The sequence below is a fragment of the Nonomuraea sp. NPDC059194 genome, assembly GCF_042754765.1.
Taxonomy (GTDB): Bacteria; Actinomycetota; Actinomycetes; order Streptosporangiales; family Streptosporangiaceae; genus Nonomuraea.
Genome location: NZ_JBHZBH010000022.1, coordinates 1 through 12465, shown reverse-complemented (window position 1 = coordinate 12465; position 12465 = coordinate 1). Strand labels below are relative to the sequence as shown.

The following is a 12465-nucleotide window of genomic DNA, read 5'->3' as shown; positions in this document are numbered from 1 at the left end:
TCAGCCGGTGGTCGGCGGAGACATGGCTACACCGGGCGGTAGCGGCCGCGCAGCCGTACGAGGGGAAGAGGGGTGGGGTCGACGTAGTCGACGGTGAGGACCCTGGCCACGAACAGGGTGTGGTCACCCGCGGGCACCACCTGCGACGTCTCCAGCTCCAGCGCCGCCACCCCGCCCTCGACGACCAGCGCCTCGGTGCGCGGGCCGCGGTGGTGCGGGGCGCCCGCGACCAGATGACGGGCGCTCGGCCGGCCCGACGTGGCGAACCGGCTGGCGATGGCCGCCTGACCGGCCGACAGCAGCGAGGCCGCCCAGCGGTCCTGCCGCAGGAGCACCTCGGTGAGGTAGCCGCGGCTGCCGAGGCTGGCGAGCACCAGCGGCGGGTCGACGGAGACGGACATCAGGGCCGATACGGTGACACCGAGGTCGTCTCTGCCATCTCGTACGGTTATCACGGCGACCCCCGCCGCGAGCTGCGCCATCGCCTCGGTGAACTCACTCACCCGACCACTGTGGCACACGGAGATCACGAGGCAGGCAGCACCGCCCCTTCCACCAGCGTGCGCAGCGCACCCAGCGCCTGGTCGGGGTCGACCCGGTCGGGCGCCAGCAGCCACTGCTGGTGGACGCCGATCCCGGCGCCGATGATCGTGACGGCCAGCGCCTCGGCGGACAGCCCGGGCCGCAGCGGCAGCCGCTCCAGCCATCGCCTGCAGTGCTCGCGCAGAGTGTTGTGGATTGCTGCCCGACGGCGGGTACGGCATGAGCAACGCCGGCCTCATCGCCGGAGACGGCGCCTCCCTCCTCGTCGACACCCTCTACGACCTGCCGCTCACCGCCGAGATGCTCTCCGGCATGCGGCCGATCACCGACCGGCACCCGATCGGTCACGCCGTCCTCACCCACGCCAACGGCGACCACACCCACGGCGGCCAGCTGCTGCCCGAGTCGGCGCGCGTCATCGCCGCCGAGGGCACCGCCCACGAGATGCACACCGAGATGGCGCCTGAGCTGACCACGGCGCTGCAGATCATGGACCTCGGGCCGACGCTCACGGCGTATCTGCGCGACCGCTTCGGGCCGTACGACTTCGGCGGCATCCGCCTGCGCGCCCCCGACCAGACCTTCGACCGGCGGCTCGTCCTGGACGTGGGCGGGCGGGAGGTGCACCTGCTCAACCTCGGTCCCGCCCACACCGAGGCCGACACGGTGGTGCACGTTCCCGACGCGGGCGTGCTCTTCGCGGGCGACCTGCTGTTCGTCGGCTGCACGCCGATCGTGTGGAGCGGGCCGATCGCCAACTGGATCGCCGCCTGCGACACGATGCTCGCCCTCGACGCCGCCGTCGTGGTGCCTGGCCACGGCCCGGTGACCGACGCCGACGGGATCCGCGCCGTCCGCGGCTACTTCGGCCGCGTCGTCGAGCAGGCCGACACCGCCTACGCCAAGGGCATGGACGTCCAGGAGGCGGCGTTCACGGTGGACCTGGCCGAGTACGCCGGCTGGCTGGACGCCGAGCGGGTCGTGGTCAACGTCTACCAGCGCTACCGCGAGATCAACCCCGACCAGCCGGTCCTTGACCGGTTCTCCCTCTTCGGCCTGATGGCCGAATGGGACCGGCAGCGGCAGTCGTGACTGAAGAGCTCTCGTCCCTGGCGGGGACACCCCCGGCTCCGGCATCGGCGCACAGGTGCGGACGTCGGCCATCGAAAGGAGATCGTCATGAAGGTAGGCATGGTGGCGAGCCACTACCCCCACGCCGCTCACCGCGAGGAGTTCATCGCACGCGTCCACCAGGTCGCCGAGGTGTTCCGGCGGACGCCGGGCTGCCTTTCGGCTGACTACTGGCTGTCCGCGGACGGCGAGGCGGTGATCTCGACCGTGCAGTGGGAGTCCGAGGAGGCGTCCGCCGCTTCGCTCGCCGCCGTGATGGCGGCGCCGGAGGTGGATCTCGCCTTTGACGAGCGCGAATCACGCCCTCGCGAAATCGTTCGACTCGTGTCGGCCTAGGGCTCTCTTTCTTACGGTTGGCCGCCTGGTCCCCCGTCTTCGGCGTCTCCGAGGTCGCCGCGGTGGGTGTTCTGCCTCTTTGCCGCAGTTTCTCCAAGCGGCGTCATCTTGCCCGCGTTCTTCGGAGGCGTTCTTGCCGCGGCATGGGAGACGGCGGCCACCGGCCCCGCGTAGTGGGGGTCAAGGGGTGAGCAGGGCCTTGATGGCCCGGCGCTCGTCCATGGCCCGGTATCCCTCGGCGGCCTGCTCCAACGGCAGGGTGAGGTCGAAGACCTTGCCGGGGTCGATCTTCCGTTCCCAGATCAGCTGGATGAGCTCGGGCAGGAACCGGCGCACGGGGGCCGGGCCGCCGAGCAGACTGACCTGGGCGAAGAAGAGTTCCTCCCCGCTGAGATCGACGTCGTGGTTGACGCCCACGAAGCCGACGTGGCCACCGGGGCGGGTGGAGCGGATGGCCTGCTGCATCGACTCCTGGGTGCCGACCGCTTCGACGACCGAGTGGGCGCCCAGCCCTGCGGTCAGTTCCTTGACCTTGGCCACGCCGTCGTCGCCTCGCTCGGTGACGATGTCGGTGGCGCCGAACTCCCTGGCCAGCTTCTGGCGCGTCTCGTGGCGGCTCATGGCGATGATCCGTTCGGCGCCCAGTTGCCTGGCGGCCAGCACTGCCATCAGGCCGACCGCGCCGTCGCCGACGACCGCGACCGTCTTGCCTGGGCCGGTTTCGGCGGCCACCGCGCCGAACCAGCCGGTGCCCAGCACGTCGGAGGCGGCCAGGAGGCTGGGGATCAGCTCCGCGTCGGGCATGGCCGGGGTGGCCACGAGTGTGCCGTCGGCATGCGGGATCAGGGCTCGTTCGGACTGGGTGCCGACCAGGGACATGAACACGCGGTGGACGCAGGAGGAGGGGTAGCCCGAGCGGCAGATCTCGCAGGTGCCGTCGGAGGCGACGAACGAGCCGACGACGAACTGGCCGGGTTTGACGTTCTTGACCTCGCTGCCGACCTCCTCGACGATGCCGACGTACTCGTGTCCCATCGGCACGGGCTGGTCGACGGCCTCGACACCGCGGTAGGGCCACAGGTCCGAGCCGCAGACACAGGCCGCCGACAGCCGGATGATCGCATCCGTCGGGGCGGTGATCTTCGGTTCGCCGATCTCCTCCACCCGGACATCGCCGGGGGCGTGCAGCACTACACCACGCATGTCTTTCACTCCTTGAGCCTGTTGTCCAGAGGCTGTTCTGGCCAGCCCACGCCCGCTCGGCGGTGGCGGGATCTGCGAGACCCGCGCACCCCAGGTGCGCCCCGACAGGGCCGGGCATGCTGGCCATACCCATGAAACACGCTGGTCAGGCGGCCAGGAGGCATTCGCGCGGCGGGCACGCGCCCGACGCCACCGCAGCACCCGGTCACCCGTGAGGAGGGGGTGTGGGGTTGGTCAAGGTGGAGGAAATATCCACTAACGGTGGGATTCGGGGCATTTGTGGGTCCCTAGAGTCGGAAGGGATCCCGACGCAAGGAGAGGACCACCGTGGTATTCGACCAGACCTTCCTCCGCGAACTCGTGTCCATGAAGGACGAGGTAGGCGTCATATCGTTGTACACGACCGCCGATCCACGGCAAGAGGCGTCGACCCGGCCCGCCTGGGGCATTCGCCTGCGCAACGAGCTCAGCGACATGCGCGATCAGGTCGCCTCCTGGCCGGACAAGGATCGCCGCGCCGCCGTACTCTCCCGGCTGGAGGAGCTGGAGCCGGACATCCGCGAGCTGGTCGACGCGGCCGAGTCGGGGATCGGGCGGGCGCTGTTCGCCGCCGTGAGCGGCAGGGAGGTGCGCAAGATCTCGCTCCAGGTGTCCATCCAGCACTGCGCGGTGCTGGAGCCGACGGCGTACGTGCGGCCGCTCGTCACCGCGATGGCCACCAGCGCGCCCGCCGGGCTCGTGCTGGTCTCGCGTGACGGGGTGCGGCTCATCGACTACCGGTACGGCGTGGCGGAAGACGTCGCCAAGACCGCCTTCGACCTGGACACCGATGACTGGCGCCAGATGCGCGGCCCCGGTCCCGGCGGATCGAAGCAGACGGACTCCACGCAGGTCGACAGGTACCAGCGGCGGATCGACGACAATCTCAGGCGGTTCCTGCACGGGGTCGCGCCCGAGATCAGTCATCGAGCCACGGCGCTGTCGTGGGCCGACGTGCTGCTGATCGGCGACGCGGCCCTCACCGAGATCGTCGCCGCCGCGCTTCACCCGATGAAGGTCGTGCAGGTGGACACCATCGTGGACACGCTGCCGGCGCCGGAGGTGGCCAAGCACGTGGCCGCCGAGCTGGTCGCCACCCGCGAGCGACGGGACGCGGCGCTGGTCGCTCGGGTGCAGGACGCGGCGCTGTCCGGCGGGAAGGGCACGCTCGGGCTCAACCAGACGCTCGCCCTGCTGAACGAGGGTCGAGTGGACCATCTCCTCCTCGACGAGAACGGCCACTGGAGCGGCGGTCGCGGGAGCGACGGCTACCTCTACTACGACCAGACCCCGCAGTCCATGGCAATTGAGCAGGTGCCCGACCTCGGCGAAAGCATGATCGAGGCGGCCCTGGACAGCGGTGTCTCCGTCACCATCCTCGGCACGGAAGCCGCCCAGCCCCTGGCCCCGCACAAGGGCGTCGCCGCCCTCCTCCGCTGGTGACACCGCGCGCCCTTCAGGCGGATGGTGCGGGCAGCCAGGGCGGCTGCCATGACGGGTACCCGGACAGCAGCGCGTCGGCCTCGGGTGGCCCCCATGATCCCACCGGGTACCGGTGCAACGGGGGCGGGTAGGCGACCAGCGGCTGCATGATCCGCCAGCTTTCCTGCACCGCGTCCTGCCGGGCGAACAGTCGGTCGTCGCCGTTCAGCGCGTCGTACAGCAGCCGTTCGTACGGCGCCTGCGGCACTCCCAGCTCCTTCGCGAAGACCGAGTCCAGGCGCACCGGACGCCACGCCTCGTTCTCGTCCAGCGCCGACAGCTGGAGCCGGAGCCCGGGATCGGGAGCGATGCGCAACACGATCTGGTTCGCCTCCACCCGCGCCGCGTCGGGCAGGAACCGCAGCCGGGGAGTATGCCGCAGCACCAGCCGCACCTCGGTGGCGCGTACCGGCAACTGTTTTCCGGCTCGGATAAAGATCGGCACTCCGGCCCACCGCCAGCTGTCGATCTCCAACCGCAGCGCCACGAATGTCTCCGTGTCCGACCCTGGAGCCACTCCAGACAGCTGCAGGTAGCCGTCGTACTGGCCGCGTACGTAGTGCCGCACGTCGGCCGGCGGCATCGACTTGAGCACCTCGGCTTTCCTGTCCCGCAGATCATCGGCCGAGGCTCCGATCGGCGGGTCCATCGCCACCAGCGCCAGTACCTGCAGCAGGTGGTTCTGGACAACGTCCCGTAGCGCCCCCACCGCATCGTAGAACCGGCCGCGGCCGTCCACCCCGAAGTTCTCCGCCATCGTGATCTGAATGGCCTCGACGCTGGTACGGTGCCACAACTCGGCCATGGCCATGTTGGCGAACCGCAGATACTCGATCTCGATCACCGGCTCCTTGCCCAGGAAATGATCCACGAGCAGGAGCTGCCGCTCGCTGAGCACCTGGTGCAGGCGGTTGCCGAGCTCCCGCGCCGAGGCCAGGTCGTGTCCGAACGGCTTCTCCACCGCCACTCGGCCATCCCCGATGAGGCCGGCCGCATCCAACCTGTCCACGATCGGCGCGAACAGCGATGGCGGCATTTCGAGGTAGTACAGCGGTCGGCGCGCTCCTGCCAGTTGCACCGACAGCGCCTTGTACAGCTGCGGGTCGGTCACGTCGCCGGCCAGATAGGTCAACCGCCTGGCCAGCCGGGCCAACACCGCCTCGTGCACCTGCTCGCCGGATTCCTCGACGGCCGTGCCCATGCGCACGACCAGCTCCTGCGTGGTCAGATGGGTGGCCGCGACGCCGATGATCGGGCAGGTCAGCGCGCCGCGCCGTTCCAATCGATAGAGCGCGGGGAAGGTCATCTTCCTGGCCAGGTCGCCGGTGATCCCGAAGATCACCAGCGCGTCCGCGGCCCACTCGAGCCCGGCCACGTCAGGCCACCGCCGCACCTACGGTGCCACCCACGGGCCGGCCCGCAGCCGGTCCCCGGCCATGTCGCCCATGCAGCGTCATCACGCTTGCCCCCGATCATCCCCCTGCGTACCCGTCGAGCGCCTACCCACGCTTCAGCTACCTCGGGTTCCATCGTCACCCGACGTCGTAGCCCTGGCAACGGGAGTGCGTCCACGGCCGCGGCGTACGAGTTTCCCCATCTGGATGGCGTGGCGTCGGAGCAGACACCGCCTTCCGCGACGCGCAGGCGCTCAGCGCGGCAGTCCACCGCTCCGCCGCCAACGGCACTCTGACCCCCTCCCCTGCTCGAGAGATCTGCCGTTGAGCCCGGCGTAGGCGAATTGCTACTTCAAGTAGTAAACTCGTCGCATGAGGATGCCTGAGCGAGACTTCGGGCCAGGAGACGGTCCAGCAGCCAAGGTGAGCGTCTCTCTGCGGGCGGGCAACATCCGCGCGGTCAGGGCACGTGTCGGAGCCCGCGGGTTCTCGGCGTACGTGGATGCGGCAGTGGAGCGGCAAATCGAGCGCGATCTCCTGGAAGAGGCGCTTCAGGCGAACGAGGCCGCCTCGGGGCCGATCCCGCAGGCGTTGCGCGATGAGGCGGCCGAGCTGTTCCGGAGCGTGAAATCCGCACCCGAACTCCTGGAGGAGGACAGGTGACACGCTCACGGAGCCGGCTGAGTGCGGGCACCGTCGTCCTCGACTGCGAAGGCCTCGTCAAGTGGTGTGCGGCGGACCAGCGAGTGACCGCGATCGTGCGCGAGGCGCAGGACAACGACTTCCGCGTCGTCGTCAGCGCGATTACACCGATCGAGGCTCAGGACGTTCGTGTGAAGAGTGATCGCCTCAAGTGGCATCTCTCGCGGCTGAAGGTCGAACCGGTGACCGAAGACATTTGTTCGCAGGCGATCGAGTTGCTGCGCGCCAACCGGCTTCACGGCCACAAGTACGGCATCGATGCCATTGTGGCGGCCACCGCGCTCCGTGCCGTGAAACCGGCCCTCATCCTGACCTCTGGCGAGGACGACATGAGCAAGCTCTGCGGGAAGACTATCAAGATCGTCAGAGTCTGAGGTTGGCCGTTAGACCAGACCGGGCGGAGTGCGGCGGGACGCCGGCAACCCCGGCGCATCGAGCGCGTGACGACGGGAATGCCACCGTACGTGGCGAAACAGGCAACCAGATCCATCAGGAATGGAGAAGCGTCGGCCACCGAGCCGCACGTAGCGTGAACACCTGCACATCACCATCACGCGAGCTTTCTCCCGCGCAATGACCCGGATGCATCCCTGACCTGGACTTCCCGTACTTCTTTGCGCCAGACATGCCCAACCAGACCCACGACATCAGGAGTGATCGTGACCGACTCTTCCACCCTGGGGATCAAGACCGTGCTGCATCCCGTCTCCGACCTGGCGACGGCCAAGAAGGTGTACACCGCCCTGCTCGGCGTGGAGCCGCAGGCCGACGGGCCCTACTACGTCGGCTACGAGGCCGCGGGCCAGCACATCGGGCTGGTGCCGAACGGTGGGCCGCAGGGCATGACCTCACCGCTGGCCTACTGGCACGTGCCGGACATCGAGGCGAAGCTGGCCGAGGTGACCGCCGCCGGTGCCACCGTGAAGGACCCCGTGCGCGACGTCGGCGGCGGCCGGCTGGTGGCCACCGTCACCGACCCCGATGGCAACGTCCTCGGGCTGCTTCAGGACCGGTGAGGCGCGGGCTGATCGGTTCGTCGTAAGCACCGGCTTCGCCCCAAGGGCCACCTGTATGCTCAAGCCGGTCAAATCACGCCAGGTGAGCGCCCCCGCCCAACAGATGGAGACACGATGAGCATGCCCACGAGGACGGACATGCAGTCGCCTGCGCTGCACGTCGCTGACAGCCACGATGTGATCCGCGTGCACGGCGCGCGCGTGAACAACCTCAAGGACGTCAGCATCGAGATCCCGAAGCGCCGGCTGACGGTGTTCACCGGCGTCTCGGGATCGGGCAAGAGCTCGCTGGTGTTCGGCACGATCGCCGCCGAGTCGCAGCGGCTGATCAACGAGACCTACAGCGCCTTCGTGCAGGGCTTCATGCCGACGCTGGCCCGGCCCGAGGTCGACGTGCTCGACGGGCTGACGACCGCGATCATCGTCGACCAGCAGCGGATGGGCGCCGACCCCCGCTCCACCGTCGGCACCGCCACCGACGCCAACGCGATGCTGCGCATCCTGTTCAGCAGGCTCGGGCAGCCGCACATCGGCTCGCCCCAGGCGTTCTCCTTCAACGTCCCCACGGTCCGGGCCAGCGGTGCGATCACGGTCGAACGCGGCGCCCGCAAGACCGAGAAGGCGACCTTCACCCGCATGGGCGGCATGTGCACGCGCTGCGAAGGCCGGGGTTCGGTCACCGACATCGACCTCACCCAGCTCTACGACGACTCCAAGTCGCTGGCCGAGGGCGCGTTCACCATCCCCGGCTGGAAGTCGGACAGCTTCTGGACGGTGCGGGTCTATGCCGAGTCGGGCTTCGTCGACCCGGACAAGCCGATCAGCAAGTACACCAAGCAGGAGCTCCAGGACTTCCTCTACAAGGAGCCGACCAAGGTCAAGGTCGACGGCGTCAACCTCACCTACGAGGGGCTGATCCCCAAGATCCAGAAGTCGTTCCTCTCCAAGGACCGGGAGGCGATGCAGCCGCACATCCGGGCGTTCGTGGACCGGGCGGTCACCTTCACCACCTGTCCCGAGTGCGACGGCACCCGGCTCAGCGAGGATGCCCGCTCCTCGCGGATCCAGGGCGTCAACATCGCCGACGCCTGCGCGATGCAGATCAGCGACCTCGCCGAATGGGTCCGCGGCCTCGACGAGCCGTCGGTCGCGCCGCTGCTCGCCAAGCTGGTCCACACCCTCGACTCGTTCGTGGAGATCGGGCTGGGCTACCTCTCGCTCGAACGGCCGGCGGGCACGCTGTCGGGCGGCGAGGCGCAGCGCGTCAAGATGATCCGCCACCTCGGCTCCTCGCTCACCGACACCACCTACGTCTTCGACGAGCCCACCATCGGCCTGCACCCCCATGACATCCAGCGGATGAACGACCTGCTGCTGCGGCTGCGCGACAAGGGCAACACGGTGCTCGTCGTCGAGCACAAGCCGGAGGCGATCGCGATCGCCGACCACGTCGTCGACCTCGGCCCCGGCGCCGGTACGGCGGGCGGCACCGTCTGCTTCGAGGGCACCATCGAGGCGCTGCGGGCCAGCGGCACCATCACCGGCCGCCATCTCGACGACCGGGCCGCCCTCAAGGAGACGGTGCGGACGCCCAAGGGCACGCTGGAGATCCGCGGCGCCACCCGCCACAACCTTCAGGACGTCGACGTCGACATCCCGCTCGGGGTGCTCTGCGTCGTCACCGGCGTCGCCGGCTCGGGCAAGAGCTCGCTGATCCACGGGTCGATCCCCGCCGGGGCGGGTGTCGTCTCGGTCGACCAGGGAGCGATCAAGGGTTCGCGACGGAGCAACCCGGCGACGTACACCGGGCTGCTCGACCCGATCCGCAAGGCGTTCGCGAAGGCCAACGGCGTGAAGCCGGCGCTGTTCAGCGCCAACTCCGAGGGTGCCTGCCCCGACTGCAACGGCGCCGGCGTCATCTACACCGACCTGGGGATGATGGCCGGCGTCTCCACCACCTGCGAGGAGTGCGAGGGCAAGCGCTTCCACGCATCGGTGCTGGACTACCACCTCGGCGGCCGCGACATCAGCGAGGTGCTCGCGATGTCGGTGACCGAGGCCGAGGAGTTCTTCGGCGCCGGCGAGGCGCGCACGCCGGCCGCGCACGCCATCCTCGACCGGCTCGCCGACGTCGGGCTCGGCTACCTCAGCCTCGGCCAGCCGCTCACCACGCTGTCCGGCGGCGAGCGGCAGCGGCTCAAGCTGGCCACCCACATGGCCGACAAGGGCGGCGTCTACGTCCTCGACGAGCCGACCACCGGCCTCCACCTCGCCGACGTCGAGCAGCTGCTCGGCCTGCTCGACCGGCTCGTCGACTCCGGCAAGTCGGTCATCGTCATCGAGCACCACCAGGCGGTCATGGCGCACGCCGACTGGATCATCGACCTCGGCCCCGGCGCCGGCCACGACGGCGGCCGGATCGTCTTCGAGGGCACCCCCGCCGACCTCGTCGCCGCCCGCTCCACCCTCACCGGCGACCACCTGGCGGCCTACGTCGGCGCCTGACTTCCCGGCGAACTGCGGCTCCACCCGTTGGGCACCCGCCTGCCGGGTGGGGCCCGCTCGACCGGCCTGGCCGTACCAGTCGGTACGGCCAGGCGGCGGCCGCCACCCGCAGGTGCCGTTGGTGCGCGCGGCGGCGGCTTCGGCTCGCCGGCCCTCAGTATTTCGCTACGCTCTGGCAATGGATGCGATCTTCCCGCGCAAGCTGCACGAAGGCGACGTCATACGGGTGGTGGCGCCCGCCAGATCCCGCGCGATGGTGATGGAGCACGACCACACCGGCCTCATCGAGTCCCGGTTCGCCGAACTCGGCCTGACGGTCTCCTACGGCCGCCATGTCGACGAACGGGACGCGCTCGACTCCTCCAGCATCGCCTCTCGAGTCGCTGATCTGCATGAGGCCTTCGCTGACCCGTCGGTGGCGGCGATCCTCACGGTCATCGGCGGCTTCAACTGCAATGAGCTGCTGCCGTACCTGGACTGGGAGCTGATCCGCGCCAACCCGAAGATCGTGTGCGGATACTCCGACATCACCGCCCTGCAGAACGCCATCCTCGCCCGAACCGGGCTGGTCACCTACTCGGGGCCGCACTGGTCGACGTTCGGAATGCGCGATCACTTCGAGCAGACCCTGCGGTGGTTCACCGATGTCATGTTCACCATCGAGCCGATCACCCTGGCTCCGGCCGCGTACTGGAGCGACGATGCCTGGTTCCTCGACCAGGACAAGCGCGAGCTGATCCCCAACGATGGATGGTGGCCGATCCGCCCCGGCACCGCCGAGGGACGCATCGTCGGCGGCAACCTGTGCACGCTGAACCTGCTGCAGGGCACGCCCTCCATGCCTTCTCTCGACGGCGCGATCCTGATCGTCGAGGACGACTTCGAGTCACACCCGGCGACCTTCGCCCGAGACCTGACGTCGCTGCTTCAGCTTCCCGACGCGGCGGGCATCCGGGGGCTGGCCATCGGACGGTTCCAGAACGCCAGCAGGATGACTCGCTCACTTCTGGAGCAGATCATCGCTTCCCAGCCGGCACTGACCGGCCTCCCGGTCCTGGCGAACATCGACGTCGGCCACACCCACCCCTTGGCCACCATCCCGATCGGCGGCCAAGCCAGCCTGACCGTCACCGATGACGAGACGCGCCTGACATTGCACCGCCACTGACAGCCACGGCAGCCGGCGGGCGCAGGATCTCCCGCCGGCCCCGCACCTGGGTGCCGATCGCACCCTGGCAGCCCAGCCCGCGAACTACCTCATAAGCGATCAGGAAGGCAGCGGCTCAATCTCGACGGGTTGGCCCGCATACAACAAAGGCTGCGCGGTGATGACGGCGAGCCCACGCTCTTCGGCGAGAACCACAGCATGTCCTGCGGACACCGTGTACTCCACAGGCGCGTCCCGGGTGACAGTTCCGGCGCGAGTCGCCATGGCCAGCATCACCTCGCCGGCCCGGCGAGCGTGGTCGATACTCAACGGCGCGACCATGGTGAGAGACAGCTCCAGGAGCTCGGCCGCGCGCAGCGGCATGGTCGCCGTGAGCTGCTGGAGCGCCACTGCAGGGACGTGCAACGTCTCATTGGCCTGAACCGCACTGATGATCAGCTGGACTCCGCGCATTGACTTACCGAGATAGATCGACTCGAGCGCGCTGTAGTCGAAGACCAGTCCGCCCAGTTGGTGCTGGGCCCCGGACTCATCGCTCACGCGGCTGCTCCCGACGCGCGCGTACCCGGTTCAGCACCCCTTCTGCCCACTGGGCGCCTTCAGGGTCATCAGCGGCGGCATTCGTGTAGTCGGCACCGAACATCCGCGCCAGCACCGCTGCGTTGTGATCGCGCGCGAGCTTCTCCTCGATCGCGGCCGCCACGAACGCCGACCGGTTGCCCTTGCCCTCAAGCTTCTCCGCGAGATCTTCAGGCATCGACACGGAGATCTTTCTCACGCTGGTCATACCGATGAGCATATCCCGGTACTACCATGGCCGGAAGCGGGCTGTCTCGCACTCGGCGAGATTTGGTGAAGTCGGCCCGAGGCGCGGCTCCGGTCTTTCGACCGGCCCGTCTCCTCGGACCGCTTCCCGCACCCGGCGTGCCCCTCTCAAGGCACCGGG

The 12465-nt window shown here is 69.0% G+C and carries 13 protein-coding genes; 8 read left to right on the top strand and 5 right to left on the bottom strand.

Annotated elements, in window-relative coordinates:
- Nucleotides 1–26 precede the first annotated feature (26 nt).
- A complete protein-coding gene (locus ACFXJ8_RS25230; RefSeq protein ID WP_379646409.1) occupies nt 27–503 on the bottom strand; it encodes a flavin reductase family protein in 477 nt (158 codons plus the stop codon).
- A 259-nt stretch (nt 504–762) separates the two neighbouring features.
- On the opposite strand from ACFXJ8_RS25230, the gene ACFXJ8_RS25225 reads away from it, so the two are divergent.
- Together ACFXJ8_RS25225 and ACFXJ8_RS25220 are read left to right on the top strand one after the other, a co-directional pair.
- Nucleotides 763–1635 carry an MBL fold metallo-hydrolase gene (locus ACFXJ8_RS25225; protein ID WP_379646408.1) on the top strand — a complete coding sequence of 291 codons (873 nt, stop codon included), beginning with the start codon at nt 763–765 and terminating at the stop codon, nt 1633–1635.
- An 87-nt stretch (nt 1636–1722) separates the two neighbouring features.
- Nucleotides 1723–2010 (top strand): antibiotic biosynthesis monooxygenase, encoded by a 288-nt coding sequence (locus tag ACFXJ8_RS25220; protein WP_379646407.1) that lies wholly within the window; start codon nt 1723–1725, stop codon nt 2008–2010.
- A 180-nt stretch (nt 2011–2190) separates the two neighbouring features.
- Here ACFXJ8_RS25220 and ACFXJ8_RS25215 read toward each other — a convergent pair whose 3' ends face one another.
- Nucleotides 2191–3213: a zinc-dependent alcohol dehydrogenase family protein gene (locus ACFXJ8_RS25215; RefSeq protein WP_379646406.1), complete on the bottom strand. Its 1023-nt coding sequence runs from the start codon at nt 3211–3213 to the stop codon at nt 2191–2193.
- 327 nt (nt 3214–3540) lie between these two features.
- Here ACFXJ8_RS25215 and ACFXJ8_RS25210 point away from each other — a divergent pair, with 327 nt between their 5' ends.
- Nucleotides 3541–4695 carry a VLRF1 family aeRF1-type release factor gene (locus ACFXJ8_RS25210; protein WP_379646405.1) on the top strand — a complete coding sequence of 385 codons (1155 nt, stop codon included), beginning with the start codon at nt 3541–3543 and terminating at the stop codon, nt 4693–4695.
- A 13-nt stretch (nt 4696–4708) separates the two neighbouring features.
- Here the strand turns inward: ACFXJ8_RS25210 and ACFXJ8_RS25205 are convergent, their stop codons facing one another.
- Nucleotides 4709–6109: a glucose-6-phosphate dehydrogenase gene (locus tag ACFXJ8_RS25205; protein WP_379646404.1), complete on the bottom strand. Its 1401-nt coding sequence runs from the start codon at nt 6107–6109 to the stop codon at nt 4709–4711.
- Nucleotides 6110–6500: 391 nt separating this feature from the next.
- Between ACFXJ8_RS25205 and ACFXJ8_RS25200 the strand changes: the two genes are divergently transcribed.
- The 5 genes from ACFXJ8_RS25200 to ACFXJ8_RS25180 all read left to right on the top strand — a co-directional run bounded on the left by ACFXJ8_RS25200 (nt 6501) and on the right by ACFXJ8_RS25180 (nt 11519).
- Nucleotides 6501–6791, top strand: coding sequence for a hypothetical protein (locus ACFXJ8_RS25200; RefSeq protein ID WP_379646403.1), 291 nt, complete (start codon nt 6501–6503; stop codon nt 6789–6791).
- Nucleotides 6788–7204 (top strand): PIN domain-containing protein, encoded by a 417-nt coding sequence (locus tag ACFXJ8_RS25195; RefSeq protein ID WP_379646402.1) that lies wholly within the window; start codon nt 6788–6790, stop codon nt 7202–7204. Before ACFXJ8_RS25200 ends, ACFXJ8_RS25195 begins: the two co-directional genes overlap by 4 nt.
- A 285-nt stretch (nt 7205–7489) precedes the next feature.
- Nucleotides 7490–7846 (top strand): VOC family protein, encoded by a 357-nt coding sequence (locus tag ACFXJ8_RS25190; RefSeq protein WP_379646401.1) that lies wholly within the window; start codon nt 7490–7492, stop codon nt 7844–7846.
- 120 nt (nt 7847–7966) lie between these two features.
- Nucleotides 7967–10351 (top strand): ATP-binding cassette domain-containing protein, encoded by a 2385-nt coding sequence (locus ACFXJ8_RS25185; RefSeq protein WP_379646508.1) that lies wholly within the window; start codon nt 7967–7969, stop codon nt 10349–10351.
- A gap of 178 nt (nt 10352–10529) precedes the next feature.
- Entirely contained in the window at nt 10530–11519 is a 990-nt protein-coding gene (locus ACFXJ8_RS25180) for a S66 peptidase family protein (protein WP_379646400.1), read from the top strand.
- Nucleotides 11520–11618: 99 nt separating this feature from the next.
- Here ACFXJ8_RS25180 and ACFXJ8_RS25175 read toward each other — a convergent pair whose 3' ends face one another.
- Both ACFXJ8_RS25175 and ACFXJ8_RS25170 read right to left on the bottom strand, forming a co-directional pair.
- Nucleotides 11619–12059, bottom strand: coding sequence for a hypothetical protein (locus ACFXJ8_RS25175; protein WP_379646399.1), 441 nt, complete (start codon nt 12057–12059; stop codon nt 11619–11621).
- A complete protein-coding gene (locus ACFXJ8_RS25170) occupies nt 12049–12306 on the bottom strand; it encodes a CopG family ribbon-helix-helix protein (RefSeq protein WP_379646398.1) in 258 nt (85 codons plus the stop codon). The genes ACFXJ8_RS25175 and ACFXJ8_RS25170 overlap by 11 nt, the downstream gene beginning before the upstream one ends.
- Nucleotides 12307–12465 lie beyond the last annotated feature (159 nt).